14 protein-coding genes are annotated in these 20,298 nt (G+C 41.9%); 5 read left to right on the plus strand and 9 right to left on the minus strand.

The genetic code is table 11. From position 1 onward, the window contains the following. Positions 1 to 164 precede the first annotated feature (164 nt). Genes tamL through NVS78_RS11665 form a run of 3 tightly spaced genes read right to left on the minus strand, consistent with a single transcriptional unit; the run spans position 165 to position 7,480 of the window. A complete protein-coding gene (gene tamL, locus NVS78_RS11655) occupies positions 165 to 2,546 on the minus strand; it encodes a translocation and assembly module lipoprotein TamL (protein ID WP_286359336.1) in 2,382 nt (793 codons plus the stop codon). 1 nt (position 2,547) lies between these two features. Beyond that, the gene (locus tag NVS78_RS11660; protein WP_286359337.1) at positions 2,548 to 7,296 is read right to left on the minus strand and encodes a translocation/assembly module TamB domain-containing protein; all 4,749 of its coding nucleotides are present in this window, start codon (positions 7,294 to 7,296) and stop codon (positions 2,548 to 2,550) included. Positions 7,297 to 7,342: 46 nt separating this feature from the next. Continuing rightward, positions 7,343 to 7,480, minus strand: coding sequence for a hypothetical protein (locus NVS78_RS11665; protein ID WP_286359338.1), 138 nt, complete (start codon positions 7,478 to 7,480; stop codon positions 7,343 to 7,345). Positions 7,481 to 7,651: 171 nt separating this feature from the next. Here NVS78_RS11665 and NVS78_RS11670 point away from each other — a divergent pair, with 171 nt between their 5' ends. The 4 genes from NVS78_RS11670 to NVS78_RS11685 are packed head-to-tail and all read left to right on the plus strand — an operon-like array spanning position 7,652 to position 11,836. Then, positions 7,652 to 9,196: an acyl-CoA carboxylase subunit beta gene (locus tag NVS78_RS11670; RefSeq protein ID WP_041502431.1), complete on the plus strand. Its 1,545-nt coding sequence runs from the start codon at positions 7,652 to 7,654 to the stop codon at positions 9,194 to 9,196. A 17-nt stretch (positions 9,197 to 9,213) separates the two neighbouring features. Continuing rightward, positions 9,214 to 9,528: an acyl-CoA carboxylase biotin carboxyl carrier protein subunit gene (locus NVS78_RS11675; RefSeq protein WP_286359339.1), complete on the plus strand. Its 315-nt coding sequence runs from the start codon at positions 9,214 to 9,216 to the stop codon at positions 9,526 to 9,528. A gap of 43 nt (positions 9,529 to 9,571) precedes the next feature. After that, positions 9,572 to 10,489, plus strand: coding sequence for an ABC transporter ATP-binding protein (locus NVS78_RS11680; protein ID WP_286359340.1), 918 nt, complete (start codon positions 9,572 to 9,574; stop codon positions 10,487 to 10,489). Between the two features lie 12 nt (positions 10,490 to 10,501). After that, complete coding sequence (locus tag NVS78_RS11685; RefSeq protein ID WP_286359341.1) at positions 10,502 to 11,836, plus strand: ABC transporter permease; 1,335 nt, start codon at positions 10,502 to 10,504, stop codon at positions 11,834 to 11,836. A 429-nt stretch (positions 11,837 to 12,265) separates the two neighbouring features. Here the strand turns inward: NVS78_RS11685 and NVS78_RS11690 are convergent, their stop codons facing one another. The 4 genes from NVS78_RS11690 to gcvT form a co-directional block, all read right to left on the minus strand. Beyond that, positions 12,266 to 13,516 carry a DUF1015 domain-containing protein gene (locus NVS78_RS11690; protein WP_286359342.1) on the minus strand — a complete coding sequence of 417 codons (1,251 nt, stop codon included), beginning with the start codon at positions 13,514 to 13,516 and terminating at the stop codon, positions 12,266 to 12,268. Between the two features lie 144 nt (positions 13,517 to 13,660). Further along, positions 13,661 to 14,581, minus strand: a complete 921-nt coding sequence (locus NVS78_RS11695; RefSeq protein WP_041502436.1) for a 3-phosphoglycerate dehydrogenase — start codon at positions 14,579 to 14,581, stop codon at positions 13,661 to 13,663. 144 nt (positions 14,582 to 14,725) lie between these two features. Then, the gene (gene serC, locus NVS78_RS11700; RefSeq protein WP_041502437.1) at positions 14,726 to 15,799 is read right to left on the minus strand and encodes a 3-phosphoserine/phosphohydroxythreonine transaminase; all 1,074 of its coding nucleotides are present in this window, start codon (positions 15,797 to 15,799) and stop codon (positions 14,726 to 14,728) included. A 238-nt stretch (positions 15,800 to 16,037) separates the two neighbouring features. Continuing rightward, the gene (gcvT, locus tag NVS78_RS11705) at positions 16,038 to 17,135 is read right to left on the minus strand and encodes a glycine cleavage system aminomethyltransferase GcvT (RefSeq protein WP_041504837.1); all 1,098 of its coding nucleotides are present in this window, start codon (positions 17,133 to 17,135) and stop codon (positions 16,038 to 16,040) included. Between the two features lie 251 nt (positions 17,136 to 17,386). On the opposite strand from gcvT, the gene NVS78_RS11710 reads away from it, so the two are divergent. Beyond that, on the plus strand, positions 17,387 to 17,725 hold the full coding sequence (locus tag NVS78_RS11710) for an STAS domain-containing protein (protein ID WP_041502438.1): 339 nt from the start codon (positions 17,387 to 17,389) through the stop codon (positions 17,723 to 17,725). Between the two features lie 49 nt (positions 17,726 to 17,774). On the opposite strand, the gene NVS78_RS11715 is transcribed toward NVS78_RS11710, so the two are convergent. Together NVS78_RS11715 and NVS78_RS11720 are read right to left on the minus strand one after the other, a co-directional pair. After that, on the minus strand, positions 17,775 to 18,776 hold the full coding sequence (locus tag NVS78_RS11715) for an ornithine carbamoyltransferase (protein ID WP_286359343.1): 1,002 nt from the start codon (positions 18,774 to 18,776) through the stop codon (positions 17,775 to 17,777). 115 nt (positions 18,777 to 18,891) lie between these two features. Continuing rightward, the gene (locus tag NVS78_RS11720) at positions 18,892 to 19,860 is read right to left on the minus strand and encodes a carbamate kinase (RefSeq protein ID WP_286359344.1); all 969 of its coding nucleotides are present in this window, start codon (positions 19,858 to 19,860) and stop codon (positions 18,892 to 18,894) included. Positions 19,861 to 20,298: the final 438 nt, after the last annotated feature.

Raw genomic sequence — 20,298 nt, forward strand, 5'->3', positions numbered from 1 at the left:
CAATTTTACTTGCGCGACTACTAAAATTGTATTACCTTTGTGATCTGTCTACTACAAATATAACAATTTATTGATAACATTGCCAATATTCCCATGGTAATGTTATAGATTGGTGGTGTCTACATAGAAAAGAGGTACGTTATTGAATTAACGTACCTCTTCCGTCAGAACGGATAACCGATGGCCAAATGAAAAGCCAACCCGTCTTTAAATTTAGAAATGTTATAATACCCGTGTTTATCCGGATTTTTATACGGAGTATGAAGTGCAATACCTAAATCCGCCCTTAAAACAATGTAACTGATATCGTATCGTAAACCGAATCCAGTACCTAACGCAATCTCTTTCCATAATCCTTTCAATTTAAATTCTCCACCGGGACGCTTCGGATCGTTTCGAAGCAACCAAACATTTCCCGCATCCAAAAAGATAGCCCCGTTCAAACGATAACCTATTTTAAAGCGATATTCGATATTCCCCTCCAATTTTATATCTCCGGTCTGATCCAAATAGGCGGTCGAATTACGACTCTCCTGATGATAGCTGCCGGGACCTATAGAACGAATCGTAAACGCCCGGATGCTATTGGCTCCCCCGATATAGAATTGCTCGCTATAAGGCATCACCTCCGAATTTCCGTAAGCATATCCTATTCCTCCCAATAAACGCATAGCCAATAACGATTTTTCCGTCATTCGACGATACACGACAATTTCCGATGTCAATTTCAAAAACTGAGAGTAAGGATTACCGAATATGGTTTTACCGCTCCCCTGACGATTACCTGTCAAGAATAAAATTCCGGACAAAACATTTCCGGCAGACATCAACGTACTCTGCCACATAAATCGATTCGGATTCCGAGAAGTAGCCGCACGGTCGTAAGTGTACGAGTAAGACATAGATGGAATAAACTGGTTCTTAAAACTCAACGCGATGGCCGGATTATTCGTCATCGTCGAGTCAAATGCAGAAGAGGTCCGAAGCAGATAAGTATAATTGATTTTCAAAGGCGTAATCGTATGGTATTTCCTCAAAGAAGACTGGAAATTATAATTAGCGGCCCCGGTAAAAGAGATCATCCGGAAAAAGGTATGGCGATTTAAAAAATCCACTCCTAACTGAAAATGTGTCCTCTCCGCAAAATCCCTCTCTCGTTTCATAAAGCCGGGAACCAACAGACGAGGAACGGATAAATCGGCATTCAAGCCGATTTCATAGGAATTAATCAGGCCCGAAGTCGATTTTCCCTGCTTTTTTCCCGTTTGCCATTCATAAGCTCCATTCAAGCGGAATGATAGATTTTCTCCGCCGCGGAATAAATTTTTATTTGTAACGCTCAAAATCAAACCCGGTCCCAGTAAATTATTGGATTTCGAAGAGACATCAACCTCTATTTCAGTCTCTATCGGCAAATCATAAGCTGCCGTAATCCTTACATCCAATTTTCCGAAAGAATCCCTGACCAAAGTATCAGCCGGAGTTACGGCCAAATTCGCGTATTTAAAAATCCCCAGACGAATCAAATTAGCCTGCGTCCTATTTTGCCGGGCGGCGGAATATACCTCTCCCGGCAACAAACGAATAGAGGAAGCTATGATTTTAGGTTTTATACGCAAAGGCTTCGTATAATCTATATTAAACCCGTGAAAATAAAAAGAATCCCGGGCCACACCCGTAAAAGAATCCTCCAGTATCAAATCGACCTGATTGATCTTGTAAGGCCAGAGAGCGTTTTGAGGAACGCCCCTTTTTAAAGCAACCCGGATATCAACGACTCCTCTCTCCTGCGTCGTATCGGCCAATATCTCTATATAATCCGGGCGAAAATAATAATATCCCCTATTGCGTAAAACGGTCGCCACCCGTTCCCTCTCATCCTCCAACGTACCAAGATCGTATTCGTTTCCTTTGACCAACAAACTTCTTCCCCACGTATTTTGAAGAATACGCGACATCCGCCCTTCCCATCCCCACAAATGAATATCCCCCAACACATATGCTTTCGGGATATATACATGATAGCTGATTTTCGCCTTTTTGGGATTACGCTTATTATAGATCAATCGATAATCGGATTTCACTCCAAAATAACCGTAATCTTTAGCCGCATAATCGACAACCTTAAGCCGTAAATCCGGTTGAACATCTGAAATCAAGACAGGTTTTTTCGCTAATTGTTTATACAACCAATATTTAAAACCTTTTTTCTTCTTAATATTCCAGTTATACACCCACAAACCTATCGGAAAAGGAGTCCGCACGTAAGGCGAGTACAAAGGATTGTTCGGAGGATAAGACAAAGGACCCGTAATAGCAGAACTCTTCGGACCTTCCAATCGGACCCCCTTTTCGGTTTCGATTTTCATCTTTTTTACCCCGGTATACAATACCTGCCCTTCCGTCAGCTTCTTCGTAGTAGAACATCCCCCTAAAAACAGAACCCCTGCACAAACACAAAAGAATAACACCTCCCGGAATAGATTTACTCCGTAATACCTATGTTTTTCCCCTTTTGCGGCAGGCCAATAAATTTCTTCCCTCATGCTACTTTTCTTTTTCTGTTTTTAAAGTTCCGTTTCTAAGTTCTCTTACACTCTTTTTCCGGAACAAATCTAAGAATTTCTGAAATTTCTTTCTTAAAACGACACCAATACCGGTTTGAGTCACCTCTCCTTCCAACACGCTTTCATATCCGGTATGTCTGAATATTTTTAAGAAAAAATTCGGATTCTTTCCAAACAAATATTCCACGGAAATATCATCTATCAAATTCTCTTCAAGACCTCCACCTCCCTCCGCAGGATCATTGTCCGTAGAAAAGCGCCCTCCGACTTTTACTCGCACCTTATTGTTAAACAGTCGTTTAGAAAACTGGTACGAGTAATCCGTTTTCTGGGTTTCCCCTGACTCGGTCGTCTGATTGTAAGTGTTTATACCGAAACTTAAATCCATCCCTTTCAGGTATCTGCGAGACCATTGGTTCAGCTCCTTTTCAATCAATCCGTTCAACGCATTATTGGATGCGTTCGATTTTGCCACCGTCCCCGGACCGTTATAAGAACCGTATATCATTAGATTCATGGCTTCTTTAGACCGCTCTTCCGGAGTCATGGCAGCCAACTGGTTTTGTATGGTCATATCCCCGGTTGCCGACAAATCAAACGTTATATCCGGATGCTGCAAGGTATTGGTAATCCGTATCAATGCTTTGAAGTTTACCATCCTTGAATTCTGGTTATCATCGGAAACATTAGCCGAGATATTTTCCGCAGCCGTAATATTCAACATCGGATTAGCCATATCTCCGGTCCACTCCACAAAATTTCCATCCTGAATCGTGAAAACCTTTTCTCCAATTACGGGGATACTATAATTCACAGAACCGCCCGTCAAAACGTACTTACCCACCAAACGACTTTCGTTCAAAGGGCTCAAAGAATAAGTCAGTTCTCCACCGCCATTAATAACGACCCGATTCTGTCCGTTATCAGAAAGCAAAACGTTCAGATTAACCAAAGGAGAAATATTCAATAGCAATAAAATATCCAAACTACTATTTTGTATTGTTCCGATACGATCATCCAATTCCGCCAGGGTCGTATCCCTGAAAGAAACAAAGCGCACGATGTTAGAACTTTTATCATTTATTTCCAAAGGCGATGATTTCAAAACATAGTTTATCACACTATTATCCAACAAGCCCACATTACCCCTTACAAATAAAGCATTCAAAGCTCCTTTAACCTGAACGTCCAAATCAATAAAGGCTTTACCGTAAACCATGGTTGTATCATTCGGGTTTACCTTGATCACCTGAAAATTTTTAGCGTTTACAGCCGTATTCATTCGAATATCCGAAAACGAAGCAAAATTTACATCTCCCTGCAATTCCATCCGTTGACGATTGGGCGCAATCAGACCGAAACCATTAAACGCCAAACGATTATCTGCAATTGAAATTCGATTCGAATCAATTTGAAATAATGTGCCGACAGGTAGAACCGTTACGCGGCCTTGCCGAAATAATAATCCTCCGTTAATCAGGGGATGCTCCGGATCTCCCCGAAAAGCTATTGTCCCATGCAGATCTCCTTGCAGATCGACAAGACCGGAAGGGATAAAAGCGTTTACCACACGCAAAGGGAACTTGGGAATGTCTATATCTATAGACATGTTCTTATCCTGATTTCCCGTCAATACCTTTCCTTTGGCCAGAACGGTTTTATCTCCATCCAAATGCAAGGCAAAGTCCATTTCATGAAGCTGTTCCCGCGTCAAGCGATATCCTGCATCCAACTCCAGGTTGCCGATCCTCCGGTGTTCATAAAAAAATTGATCGAGCCGGATATTCCCGGTCACGTCCAATATATGTCCCTGGTTTTTCAACTCCAAGCCGGTAGAAAAGATTCCCGCCATATTCGGAAGAAAAGGCAGCATCTCCGAAATCAGTCCCACATCTATACCCTGAATATCAATACTCAAAGTTTCTCCCGACCTCTCTGGTTCCTGAAAGGACAACAGCTTAAATCTCTTTTGCCCGCTCGTTAATCGCAAATCAGCCGACAACCTCTTTTCCGGAGATAAACGAAGATAATTATCCTGATTTACTTGCCAGGGAAGATAACCGAAGATCAAAGAATCGGAAGCAATATTAAAGGTAAATACACTATCGCGCAACGTAAAATTCATTCCCACGTTAACCGCAGTCTTTCCTGACAAGGTATTTCCTTTCAATCGAGCATACAATTGATCAAAAACGGCTCCTCCGCTTAAAGAAACCCGGGAAAAATTGGCTTGTATATCCTTCGAGTTGTAAAGAGTCAGTCCGTATTTCAATACAGCTCCTTCCTGCCATACTCGGACCAATAAGCTGTCCGCCCTCATTTTCTCCATAACGATTCCCCGTACCTCTGTCGTGATATCCAACTCTTTTCCCTGAGGAACCTTCATATCTACATCTAAACTCTTAAAGAGGATACCGTTCATTTTTAAATACTGATTCAACAGGTTGTCGGTTCCGGCGGTAAAGTATAATCGGAAGTCCGGCAAACTACCCCGAATAGAGTCCATATCCAAAGCGTACTCTTTTATCTGTTGAGCCATTCGCTCGCCCGTAGCCGTAAATTGACGGATCAGTTCTTCTCTTCCCTCACAACTTTTAAAAGAAAACCTCAAATCACCCGTTTCCATGTTCACATCCGTATGGTCTACTCCACTGGATGCGGACAGATCGAATTTGCCCAAATTCAATTTCCGTCCTTTCTGGTTTAATTTGATCTCAGAGAGTTGCAGCTGCAGGGAAGACTCTCCATCCGTTTTTAATGACGCATCCAAATGAACACCCGATGCAAAAGCCAACTCGTCCGGCATAAAATGCAATTCCCGCAAATCGACCCGGTGAACTTCTCCGTCTAAAACGGCACGATAATCCCCATGATCAGAATCTAACCCGAAATTCAAATCCAAATACATATCTTCAACCGGACTTTGCAGTTTGCCTTTTAGTTTTCCGGCAGCGAGAGACGCGTTCAGAGTAATATTCTCATACAAATACCCCCGATAAACCAACGATTGCAATTCCAGGGCCGAAGTAGCCACCGCCCTTTCCCAATCCCATCCTCGTCCGGATGCAGAAAAATTCATCGTGACCATCCCCAAAGAATCTCCAGGAAAGAATTCATCAAGATCCACCTGTTCGATATTCACACCAAGCCGATACGAGTCCGTTTTCAATCCATAATTACCGTTCAGTTCGACCGCCCCCTTACCGGGAGTTATTCCTAATTTAAAACTAATATCCCCATGGGACGCCACCACCCCTCCATCCATTTCAATCGGGCTGGGGAGTCGTACCCCGGAGGTGGAATCACTCATCAAAAAAGGAGATAAAAAACTACTATTTTCAATTTTCGCGATAAAATCAAACGTACCGGTCAACCGTTCCGGATCATTCCAAAAAGCAAACGTTCCATTTCCGTCAACAGAAAAATAAGCATCCGAATGTACCCGCAAATATTCCAAATTGACCCGTTCTCGCGTTCCATCCGCCTTCACACCCCAATCTATGGATTTACCGTATAATTCATTCTTCAATTGATTATTGCTATCCGGAACAAACAAGGCAATATCTCGACCGGAAACACTCCCCTGCGCCAATACTTCCATCGGAGTAGAAGAGTTCACACCGGACAAGCCACTTCCCACTTTTGCCTGTAAAGAAAAATGACTATACGGCGTTTCCACGGCCCAATCGGATAATATCATTACCTGTTCTCCCATTTTTACGCGTCCCGACAGATTACGAATATCCAGTCCGTTCTTTTCTTTCAATCGTATACTCTTAATCACAGTGGCTATCTCCGTCCCGCGATTATAAATGCTATCCATCGCAACGGCTAAAGAATTGATATCGATCACCTCCGGGAACGCCATGCCATTCTCGTGCTCAGGCCCCATCTTAAAACGTCCGTCCTTCAGATCCAGCTCGTCCATTTTTACTTCCCAAGCCGCTGTATCCGCCGCGTTCTCCCGGACGACAGAAACCGCATTGCCCGTTTTCTCTTCCTGCTCAGTCGTCTGAAGTTCACAATAAGCCCCTTTCAATTCCAATCGCCTAATCGCAACAGACCGACGTCCCAAATCGACCAGACCGGCATCCAACATCCCACGTCCCACTCCCGACCGAAGCTTTCCCATGGATAATCCCATCATCTCGCAATTTACGTTCTCCAAAGAGATTTTATCCAATAAAAATCGCCATGCCAAAGGAGTAGTAGCCGTATCGGCAACATCTGCCACCTTTTCACCCGCCCGAAATTCAACCTTTCCATCCGTTAACGACAATGAATTTATCTCCGCATCCTGCCGACTTAAATCGGCACTACCCGACTGTAAACGCAATTGTCCCAAAACTACGTCTAATTTCATTCCCGACAAGCTGTCGGATAAACGGACGACCACCTTTTCCAGCAGCAATCGACGAACCTCGACCTCTTTTTTCAACAACTTAAGCAAAGAAACATTGACCTGAATCTGGCCAGCAGCCAGTAATGTATCTCCCTTTACCTGTTCGACATAAACTTTCTCCACGTAAAGATCCAGGGGAAACTTCAACAATACCCTTTTCACCGATAAATTCACTCCGAGATTTACCGCCGCGTAACTTTCGACTTTTGTCTTCACATAATCCTGAATTGCAGGGACATACAAAAGCAGCACGAGCAGTACGATGACTCCCCATAAAAACAATACGCCTCTCAATATATATTTCAGAACCTTACGTAAGACTTTCATTTTCTTTTACAGTCAAAAATCTCAACAAAACTACAACTATTTCTTTTTAAATCCCTACCTGCAACACCTTAAATCTCTCTTCGGCCGCCACTCCCGCAAGAACCCTCCCTATTCTCGGTTCAGAAAGAATAATCCTCAGATTTACTTCAACGAATAACCCGAAATACAAGTTACGAAAACCCATCCATTTGCTCTTCTCAAAAAACAGCGAATAAGCATTTAAGTATCAAATCATTATATCAAATCTCGATTCAAGCAGTTTTTTTCCTCGTTTTTTTTTCGTAATCTTGCAAGCTGGTAGATGTGTTTTTTCTAAAAAAGAATGACACATTATTTATTAACCAAAATGTAAAATATGTCACTTAAAAGAAATGTTCTTGATTTAAGAAAGAGAAAAGAGATTGTTCTTCAAGGAGGTGGCGAAGAGGCGATTAAGAAGCAAGTTGCCATGGGAAAACTGACAGCTCGCGAACGAATTGAAGCCATTCTCGACAAAGATTCTTTCCACGAATACGACATGTTCGTAGAGCATCAGGCAAAAGATTTTGACATGGATAAAAAGGTTCTCCACGGGGACGGTGTAATCATCGGTACCGGTACCATTTATGGTGAACCTGTATGTATTTATGCACAAGATTTTACGGTAGCAGGAGGTTCTTTAGGACTTATGCATGCCCGCAAAATCACCAAAATCATGGACCATGCCTTAAAAATGCGTATGCCTTTAATCGGTATCAATGATTCCGGTGGAGCGCGTATTCAAGAAGGAGTCGACTCTTTAGCCGGATACGGAGAAATTTTCTTCCGTAATACCCAAGCATCCGGAGTAATCCCCCAATTATCTGTTATTTTAGGTCCTTGTGCAGGAGGTGCTGTTTATTCTCCAGCTTTGACAGACTTCGTTTTCGTGGTAGATAATATCTCTAAAATGTTTATTACAGGACCCGAAGTCGTGAAAACAGTTTTGGGAGAAGAGATTTCCATGGAAGAGTTAGGCGGTGCAAAAGTACATAGCCAGGTCAGTGGAAACGCCCATTTCTTCGCATCAACCGAACACGAATGTTTTGAGCAAATCAAAAAGCTATTAACCTTCATTCCGTGGAGTAATCAGGCGAAAGCAAAGCCATTCCCTCCTAAACCTCCAAAACCGGAATATAAAATCGAAAAAATAGTTCCATCAGATCCGACTCAACCTTATGACGTGAGAGACGTCATCAGGGCTGTTGCCGACGACTCGGATTTCTTGGAAGTTCAACAAGAATTTGCACAGAATATCGTTGTGGGCTTCGGTCGTATCGACGGAGAAACAATCGGTTTCGTAGCCAACCAGCCTTGTGTATTGGCAGGCGTACTGGATTGCGATTCCTCTGATAAAGCCGGAAGATTCATCCGTTTCTGCGACGCTTTCAATATTCCATTGGTAACTTTCGAGGATATGCCGGGATATTTACCGGGGACCGAACAAGAACACATGGGAGTTATTCGTCACGGAGCAAAAGTTTTATATGCCTATAGCGAAGCTACCGTACCCAAAGTAACCGTTATTTTGAGAAAAGCCTATGGAGGAGGTTACATTGCCATGAATTCACGCCATTTGAAAGCAGACTTCATGTTCGCTTGGCCAACGGCAGAAATTGCGGTAATGGGTCCTGAAGGTGCTGCCAACATTATTTTTAGAAAAGAGATCATGTCGGCCGAGAATCCGGAAGAGATGCGCAAAATCAAGGTAGCCGAATACCGGGAAAAATTTGCAAATCCTTATGTTGCTGCATCTAAAGGATACATAGACTCTGTTATCGAACCGGAAGAAACCAGAAAAATATTAAAACACTCCATCGAGGTATCCAGCAATAAATCGGTAATGACTCCTGCTAAAAAACACGGGATTCCTCCATTTTAATTTTAAAACATACCACGATGAGTAATTGTAAATACGATAGCCTGGAAATAGACGGGTTAAAATACAAGACCCACCTGACGACAAAATTCACGAATCGCCAGAAATGGGAAAAGCCAAATCCGGGAAATGTTACAACTTACATTCCGGGATCTATTATCGATATCTACGTTCAAGAGGGGCAAGAGGTCGAAGCAGGTGATTTGTTATGCCTGTTGGAAGCCATGAAGATGCACAATAAAGTGCTTGCTCCGATTTCCGGACATGTGAAAAAAATCCATGTGCAAAAAGGAGACAAACTTCCTAAAAACACGTCAATGTTCGAGATAGAATAACGAAAAGCCGCCCTTCGGGGCGGCTTTAAACCAACCTTACATCATGAGTTTCTTTAAAGCGATAGACATCGTTAAAACTTATACCCAACACGTGGCTTTAGACCATGTTTCCATTGACATTCCGGAAGGTTCAATTTACGGTCTGTTAGGTCCCAATGGAGCAGGAAAAACCTCTTTAATCCGAATCATCAACCAAATCACCGCTCCTGATTCCGGAGAATTGTTATTCAAAGGTAATCCTCTACAACGGTCAGACGTCAACCATATCGGTTATTTGCCGGAAGAGCGGGGATTGTACAAAAAAATGAAAGTCGGAGAACAAGCCGTATACCTTGCTCGCCTCAAGGGAATAAGCAAAAAAGAAGCTATCGACCAATTAAAAATGTGGTTTGAAAAATTTGAAATCGGAAATTGGTGGGATAGGAAAGTGGAAGAATTATCAAAAGGCATGGCACAGAAGGTTCAATTCATCACCACAGTCCTCCACGAACCGGAATTATTAATTTTTGACGAACCTTTCAGCGGATTTGATCCCATCAATGTAGAGCTATTGAAAAAAGAAATCCTGGAGTTACGACGTAAAGGGACAACCATTATTTTCTCTACTCATAATATGGCGTCTGTCGAAGAAATTTGCAGCCACATCGCTTTGATTAACAAATCCCGGAAAATTATAGAGGGTCCCATTAACCGAATCCGGGAAAAATACGCGAGCAACACCTATAAATTAACCTGTAGGCACAGTCCTTCATTTTTTCCGGAACAAATCCTCGGAAACGAATTTGAAATCATATCTCAACGGGTAGAAGGAGACATCCAGGAAATCGTCCTGCAACAAACCCGGCCTTGTACCTCGAATATTTTATTAAACAGAGTATTACCCGAAACTGAAGTCATTTCTTTCCAAAAAATCATTCCCGGTATGAATGATATTTTTATTAAATTGGTAAAAGAGCAATAAGATCAAACTATTATGAACAAGATTTTAATTATTATCAACCGGGAGTTCACGACAAGGGTTCGTAAAAAAACATTCCTGATCGTCACCATCTTCGTTCCGATTCTTTTTGCTTTATTTTACGCCTTCTTAATGTGGATGTTATTAAGAAACGACCAGCAAAAACGAGACGTCGCCGTTATCAACCACTCTTCTATCGAACAACCGTTCGAGCAGATTAACAATACCAGTTTTACCTATTTGGACCAGGATATTCCGGAAAGTGATTTTGCCCGATATTTGAAACAAAACAATTTTTACGCCATCGCAATCATTCCGAAAGAGGTCATGCGTGACGGCGAATTTTCTATTTATTCTTTCTCTCAGCTCCCCATGGAGTTAAAGAACGAATTTTCGGCCCAATTGCGTCAGAAAATTGAAAATATCAAACGTTCTCGAGTCATTGCGGAAAGCCAAATTCCCGATTTAGAAGAAAAATTACAAAGCACGAGAACCCCGGTATTGGTTCGCACGATGGTCGTATCGGAAAAAGGTGATGCCAAAGAAAGTTCCTCCGAAATTGCCTCGATCATAGGACTTGTTCCGGGCATAATCATTTATTTCTTTATTTTCATGTATGCCTCCCAAGTTTTAAAAGGTGTTATCGAGGAAAAAACGAACCGGATTATAGAAGTGCTCGTCTCTTCCGTAAAACCTTTTCAATTTCTCCTGGGCAAGATCATCGGGGTTGCGGCCGTCGGTCTTTTGCAATTCCTTATCTGGATTGTAATATGCTTGTTCGTAATCATTATCGTACAGATCGTATTCATGCCCAATATAGACATAGAAGCTCTGAAGAATGCGACCGATTTAGGAATAATGGCCCAAGACTCAACCTTCAACCCGCAGCAACTTGCCGTTATTCAAAGCCTCGTGAAGACGATAGACCCGTCATTTATCCTGAAATTCATCGGAGCCTTTCTTTTCTATTTCATGGGAGGATACCTATTATACGCTTCTCTGTTTGCAGCCATAGGCGCAGCCGTCGATAACGAAACGGACTCTCAGCAATTTATGACGCCTCTGTCCATTATCTTAGTCGTTGCCTTCTATATTGGTATCGCTGCTATGAAAAATCCGGACTCGTCGATCGCATTCTGGGGTTCGTTGATTCCGTTTACCTCTCCCGTTGTCATGCTTGTCCGAATTCCTTTTGGAGTTCCCACGTGGGAAATTATAACGTCCATGCTCTTGTTGGTGGCCGCCTTCCTGTTCTTCACCTGGTTATCCGGTAAGATCTACCGCATCGGAATTCTAATGTACGGCAAAAAGGTCACCTGGAAAGAATTGTACAAATGGTTAAAATATTAAACGAAACCGGGTAGTGACACTACCCGGTCAACAACACCACCTCTGTCACCAACATGAACACTTATCTCTCAACCGCATCTTTAAATTCCTATAAAGAAATGTAGTCTCTCCCGCCTCCTGGTAACCCTATGCTACATATCACGTATACTCTAAGCGATCTTTTTTCGAACTAAAACCAGTTCTTATTTTGTATATCCTATCTGTTTCTGTTACTTTTGCTCATACAAAAAAAGAGCAGGGTTCCTCACTTTGCCAAAGTATACACGGATAAATACACGTGCGAGGAATTCCCTGCTCTTATATAATAAGACGGACACCATCTACTGCGGTATTTACCCGATAAATATACTTTGGCAAAACAAAGGTACAAAATTGTCTAAATTAATAAAGCTTCAAGACATAAAAAAAGCGGCCCGAAGGCCGCTATAATCAGATTTTATGAATTACCATTCCGGAACGAAGCTTCGGTTCAAACCAAGTAGTCTTCGGTGGCATAATATTACCCGTATCTGCAATGTTAATCAATTGCTCCATAGAAACGGGATAAAGGGCAAAAGCCACTTTCATCTCACCGTTATCGACACGACGTTTTAACTCACCCAAACCGCGGATTCCACCGACAAAATCTATACGAGTAGAACGACGCAAATCCTGGATATCAAGAATATCCGCCAACACATGATTGGACAGGATCGTCACATCCAATACTCCGATAGGATCATTATCATCGTAACTTCCCGCTTTGGCCGTCAGTTTATACCACTTGCCACCCAAATACATGCTGAATTCATGCAATTTAGCCGGATGGTATATTTCTGTTCCCATACACTCCACGGTAAAATGATCGGCTAATTTAACCAGCAACTCCTCCTCTGTCAACCCGTTCAAATCCCTTACAACCCGGTTGTAATCAATAATTTTCAACTGAGTATCCGGAAAATGCACGGCCATGAAGAAATTGTACTCCTCTGTTCCGTTGTGGTCCGGATTCTTGGATTTGAACTCGGCTCCGATACGGGCAGCAGCAGCTGTCCTATGGTGTCCGTCGGCTACATAAGTATAAGGAACTTTTGTGGCGAACAACTCTTCCAAACGTTTATTGGTTTCCGGACAGTTGATAGCCCAAAAATGATGTCCGAAACCGTCTTCTGCCACAAAATCATAATCGGCTTTCCGGTTTTTCACGATATCATCCACGATAGCGTCAATCTCAGGAACAGCCTTATAGGCAAAAAATACGGGTTCCAGATTGGCCTTCACGTAACGGGTCAAGATCATACGATCCTCTTCCTTATCCGGACGAGTCAGTTCATGTTTCTTAATGATTCCGTTCATGTAGTCTTCGCAAGCGGCACAACCCACGATACCGTATTGAGTTCTTCCCTCCATCGTCTGAGCGTAAATATAAAACTTAGGTTCGGCATCCTGTATTAACCAACCTTTGTCCTGAAACATTTTAAAGTTCTCTACACTCTTGTTATAAACGGTTTCCGAATGAATATCCGTACCCGGAGCACAATCGATCTCCGCACGGGTAACATGCAATAAAGAACGAGGCTTTCCGGCAGCCATCTGAGCGGCTTCCTCCGAATTCATCACATCATAAGGCAGACACGCCAACTCTTCGCAAACCTCTTGGGTTGGTGGACGTAATCCTTTAAATGGTTTTACTATAGCCATATTTCATTTTGATTTAGCAGTTTACGACTTAACTATACGAAAAATTAGTAATTGGGCGATTATCTAAATTCTATATTCAAACTATCCAACCTTTGAATCACCTACTTCCCGAATCCTATTCATCGTAAACCCAAAATTTACAATTTATTTGTTTACTTTAAATTTTTGATCGCCTTTCTCGAAGAAATTAACAATCTGATGCGCTGCAGCCAAACCTGCATTCACGTTAGCCTCTTCTGTCTGAGCTCCCATTTTTTTAGGAGTGGCAAAGAAGCGACCTTCGAATTTACTGAAACAATCACATACCGGAGCGATATCGGTAATATAGTGGAAATCGTTTCTCTCTTCCATCAATTTAGCCAACCCTTCTTCGTCGATTACTTCCTGACGGGCCGTATTTACCAGAACGGCTCCCTTCGGCATGTCTTTCAACAAATTGTAATTGATCGATTTTTTAGTTTGTTCCGTTGCCGGGATATGCAACGAGATGTATTGACATTTTTTATACATCTCTTCAGCAGAGTGCAACGGAGTAGCACCAGCAGCTTTGATCTGCTCGTCCGTCATGAAAGGGTCAAAAGCGTATACTTCCATACCGAATCCCCGGGCGATACGTCCAACATTCTGCCCTACATTTCCATAAGCATGAATACCGATCGTTTTGTCTTTCAACTCGGAACCCGATTTTCCGTTATAGAAATTACGGGCCATGTAAATCATCATACCGAAAGCTAATTCTGCAACGGCATTTGAATTTTGTCCCGGGGTATTCATGGCAACAATGCCACGTGCAGTACAAGCGGCCAAATCGATATTGTCGTATCCGGCTCCCGCACGAACGATTACTTTCAAATTCTTGGCAGCATCGATCACCTCCTTGGTTGCTTTATCAGAACGGATAATCATAGCATCCACATCAGCAACAGCTGCAAGCAACTCGGCCTGTGAAGTATATTTTTCTAATAGGACGAACTCATATCCCTGAGCTTCAACGATCTCTTTAATTCCTTTCACTGCAACAGCAGCAAACGGTTTTTCTGTTGCGACTAAAACTTTCTTTGCCATCTCGATAAATTTTAAATCACGAGTCTCCTGAAACGGAATACATCGTATGTTTTAAATAATAAAAAAAAGATTTACGATTCCGGATCACAATCAGTCCGCCCAAAGCAAACCGAATGTAGATCTGAAATCGTAAACCTATAATCGTTAAATGTGTTTTGCTTCAAATTCTTGCATAGCGGCGACCAAAGCTTTTACATCTTCAATCGTACACGCGTTATAAGTAGAAGCACGGAAACCACCTACTGAACGGTGACCTTTAAGACCTACCAAATTCTTGGATTTTGCGAAATCAAGGAATTCTTTCTCCAAAGATTCGTATCCTTCTCTCAACAAGAACGGAATGTTCATTCTGGAGCGAGAACCTTCTTTAACGACCGGACGGAAAACTTTACTTCTCTCCAATTCAGCGTAAACCATATCGGCTCTTTCGATAGCCAACTTCTCCATGGCTTTCACTCCACCCATCGCTTTAACCCATTTCAACGTCTCTTTTACGCCAAAGATGTTGATACAAGGAGGTGTATTGTACATCGATTCTTTGTCTACATGAGTCTGATATCTCAACATCGTCGGAATCATTCTGTCTTTTACCACGTTATTCAAAAAGTCATTCTTAATGATCACGAAAGTAACTCCGGCAGGTCCGAGATTCTTTTGGCAACCGCCGTAGATCATTGCATATTTGGCCACATCAACCGGACGACTGCAGATATCAGAAGACATATCGGCAATCAAAGGTACCGGAGAAGTCGGATCTTCAAAAATTTCAGTACCGCGAATGGTATTGTTTGAGGTAATGTGCATATAATCCACGTCAGAAGGGATAGTAAATTTCGGATAGTAAGTAAATCCGTCAGCTTCAGAAGAAGCCACGATTTCCACCTCACCCCACATTTTAGCCTCCTTAATGGCAGCCGTAGACCAAGTTCCGGTATTCACGTAAGCAGCTTTTTTGTTTAAAAAGTTGTACGGAATCATACAAAACTGCATGCTGGCTCCACCTCCCAAGAAAAGTACAGAATAACCTTCCGGAATGTTCAACACCTCTTTGAACAAGGCAACGGCTTCATCGTAAACAGCTTGAAAATCTGCAGAACGGTGAGATACCTCCATAATAGATTGCCCCGTGTTTCCGAACTCAAGAACAGCCTTTGATACATTTTCCAATGTAGAATCCGGTAATTTACAAGGACCGGCATTAAAAATATGTTTTCTCATCACTAAAATTATTTAATAGATTTAATACGAAAATCTTATTTATAAAAACACTACAAATATGCGAAATAAGTCTGTATAAAAAACCTTTTTACCGTTTTTTTATTCGTTTTTCTTATTTACTGAAAATCAAATAACTTGCCTCCTTACCAAAGTCCTTTACAGACCTACTTTGCATTTAAAAAAAGAGGAAGCATCCGTCTCCGGATGCCTCTCTGATTATACGACTCCGTGCATCCGATTAAAAGAACGGCGTCTTTACAATCTTTGCCTTAAGAGCTTTATTTCTTACCCGAATATAAATCTCAGTATCCAATTTATGGAAACCGCTCTTCACGTATCCGGTCCCGATAGATTTTCCGGTCCAAGGGGAAACAGTCCCGGAACAAACGACTCCGATCTCGTTTCCTTCGGCATCTTCGATCACATATCCCTGGCGAGCGATACCTTTATCCAATAATTCGAACGGTTTCATGTAACGGGAAGGTTTATCCGCTTTCAACTTCTCGTGATAAGCCCGGTTGATAAAATCATTTCCCGGAACAAATTTGGTAATCCAACCCAAGCCGGCTTCTATCGGAGAATGAGTATCGTCAATTTCATGTCCGTATAAACAGAAGCCCGCCTCTAAACGTAAAGTATCCCGGGCTCCCAATCCTGCCGGCTTTATTCCGAATTCTGCCCCGGCTTCGAATACAGCGTTCCAAATCTTATCGGCATCTTTATTATAAGCATAAATTTCACATCCTCCCGCCCCGGTATAACCCGTGGTGGAAAATATCACTTTGTCTACTCCTGCAAAAGGAATTTCCTGGAACGTATAATACTCCATATCCTCAACATTTGCCGTAGTCAATTTTTGCATCGCTTTCAATGCCAAAGGTCCCTGAACTGCTAACTGACAAATATTATCCGATGCATTTTCCAAATCCGTATCGACATTCATTCCCAACTCTTTGGCCCACTTTGTGCACCATTCCCAATCCTTGTCGATATTGGCGGCATTTACCACCAATAAATACTTTTCCGCACTGAAACGGTATACCAAAAGATCATCCACTATTCCACCCGTCTCGTTGGGGAAGCAACTATATTGAACTTTTCCGTCCGTTAGCGCGGCTACATCATTGGACGTTAATTTCTGAACCAATTCAAAAGCCTTGGGGCCCTTCACCCAAAATTCGCCCATATGGGAAACATCAAATACCCCGATTTTTTCCCGAACCGTATTGTGTTCTTCCTTAATGCCAGTATATTCTATCGGCATGTTATAACCGGCAAACGGAGCCATTCTCGCTCCAAGCGCTTCATGAAAATGTGTAAAAACGGTAGTTTTCATTTTATCTGTTATTTTTATATTTATATTATTTTCCGCACGTTGTGTCAAACGTTCCGCAAAGTTAAAATTTTTATTTATCCTTGCCATCCTTTCTGTAAAAATATTATCTTTCGGAATTATTCTGCTTTTTATTCCAATAAAAAATGATTACTTTTGTAACATAGTACCCGGATAAAGGGCAAAAACAATACCTTTTCGAATGAAAAAACATAAACTACGATAAATATTAATCCTTAATAAACCAATTAACAATGATTCTCAATGTAACAGAACAAAACGGAATTACTCTTGTCGAGTTTGTGGATGTAACCCGATTTACACTATCCATCGCCGACGAAGTAAAACAACAACTCAGACCACTTTTAAACAACAAGGAGTGTAAAATGGTTTTCGATCTCCATGGAATTGATTTTATCGATAGTAGCGGTATCGGTTGTATCATTGCTCTATTCAAGACTGCTAAAAGTATCGGATCTACTTTGAAATTATGCAATCTTACCCCAGAGGTATTAGAGATTTTCAAATTACTGCACTTGCAAGTAATCTTCGATATTACCGGAACCAGAGAAACTTGTTTACAATCGATGTAAATAAAAAAAAGCGGGTTTTAACCCGCTTTTCTTGTCATTGTATCTTGCATTAGTCACCTAAAGTAGCGACCATAACAGCTTTGATCGTATGCATACGGTTTTCGGCTTCATCGAATACGATTGAATTTTCAGATTCGAACACCTCTTCGGTCACTTCGATTCCATCCATCCCGAATTGTTTGTGCACGTCACGCCCTACTTGAGTTTCCAGATTGTGATATGCCGGTAAACAATGCATAAATTTACAATTCTTGTTTCCAGTCATCTCCATCACTTTCTTATTCACCTGATACGGGGTCAAAAGTTTGATTCTCTCCGCCCAAACCTCCGCAGGCTCGCCCATAGACACCCATACGTCCGTGTACAAGAAATCGCACCCCTTCACTCCAGCTTCGACATTATCCGTAATCGTAACTTTAGCTCCGGTTTCCTTGGCGATCTCCTGACATGTGGCTACTAATTCCGCATCGGGTTGCAATCCCTTCGGTGCAACAATACGTACGTCCATTCCCATCTTAGCACCACCGACCATCAACGAATTGCCCATGTTAAAACGAGCATCCCCGAGATAAGCAAAAGTAACCTGATTCAACGGTTTGTCCGAATGCTCCATCATGGTCAGGAAGTCAGCCAGGATCTGGGTCGGATGAAACTCGTTCGTCAATCCGTTCCACACGGGTACACCAGCATACTCGGCCAACTCTTCAACTGTTTTCTGAGCAAATCCGCGATACTCTATCCCGTCGTACATGCGTCCCAGGACACGAGCCGTATCCTTCATCGACTCCTTCACGCCGATCTGAGATCCGGAAGGACCGAGATAAGTCACGTGAGCTCCTTGATCATAAGCGGCTACCTCAAAAGCACAACGCGTACGAGTAGATGTTTTCTCGAATATCAAAGCGATATTTTTCCCTTTCAATCGAGGCTGTTCTGTTCCGGCATACTTCGCTTTTTTCAAATCAGCAGCCAAATCCAACATGTATTTAATCTCTTTCGGAGTGAAGTCCAATAACTTCAAAAAATTCCTGTTTCTTAAATTAAAAGCCATACTAATATAATTTTAAATTTATGATTCCCTATTTTATATTGAAAAGGACAATATTCTTTCCGCTATAAAATTCCGTCAAATTTACAATATAGAAGCGAGAATAGAAAGTGAAAAATCATCTTCTGTCGTCCTCGTACTCCATGGTGATTTTCGAACCGTATTTTTTATCTTCCAACTTCGTGGCCTCCGTAATCACGGCTTTTTGTCCCCCATTCTTTACAAAGCGCAGACAGGCCCTGATTTTAGGTGCCATACTCCCTTCCGCAAACGTACCATCCTCCAAATATTTTACCGTATCGGCATAATCCAAAAACTCCAACACCTTTTGAGTCGGTTTTTTATAATCCTTATAGATATAAGGTACGTCCGTCAATATATAAAATTCGTCCGCTTTCACCCGACTACCCACCATGGAAGAAGCTAAATCCTTGTCGATTACACCTTCCAACGGTTTAATTTCTCCCTGTTCGTCCAAATACACGGGAATTCCTCCCCCTCCCGTGGTAATAACGATATTGCCTTCCCGGGCCAAGCGTTCTACCAACTCGGCATTCATAAAATCAATAGGCTCGGGAGAAGGGACAACCCGTCTCCAACCTCCTTCCACTTTTATCTCCTCCTTAAATACCCATCCCTTCTCTTTTGCCAAGCGGTCGGCCTCCTCTTTCATGTATATCTTTCCGACACGTTTCGTCGGATTGCTCATGGCGGGATCATTCTTATCCACGATTACCTGAGAAACCATAGAGATTACATTCCGTTCAATTCCATGCTTTTTCAGAATATTACGCAGATTCCGTTCAATCATATACCCGATTTGTCCCTGAGTATAAGCGACACAAACATCTAAAGGCATTGCCGCATTGCCGAACTTCTCCACACCGGCAGCATTATCCATCAAAACATTTCCCACCTGCGGACCATTCCCGTGAGAAATGATCAGATTATATCCGTCTTTCAATAAAAAGACCAAATTCTCCAAAGTATCAACCGTATTCGCATTTTGCTCCTCGATTGTTCCTTTTTGATTTCCTCTCAGCAAAGCGTTACCTCCCAAGGCAACCACAGCCAGTTTCTTTTCCATACAACAACTTTTATAATTATTTTTCTAACTCTTTTCAATGTTTCATTTTCGTCCACAAAGCTAACGAAATAAGTCATATGAAAAATAGGTAAATTCCATTTTTATATTTATATAAATCACTGACTATAAGATATATGTATAAATATTCCCTCCGTTTTTATAAATATGCAGCGTGAAATCGATCTTTTCCGTAAAAAATTTCCACCAGAACTTTCGTTTAACTTTCTCTTTTTTGCATATCGGATGTCGTTGGCAGATATTTGTTTGGCTACAATAAGCTTACAGGGGATATATTTTTTAGTCAAACCCTGTAAATTTGCAATTTCGTCTTCGTTTAAACATTTAAATCAGCTTTATACAACGCAAGAGTATTCCTGTTATACTCGCAAGTTACAGCTGGCCTCAAAACCGCGTTCCCCTCTTTCGGAATACCGCAAC

Source organism: Gabonibacter chumensis, assembly GCF_024741215.1.
GTDB lineage: Bacteria > Bacteroidota > Bacteroidia > Bacteroidales > Marinifilaceae > Gabonibacter > Gabonibacter massiliensis.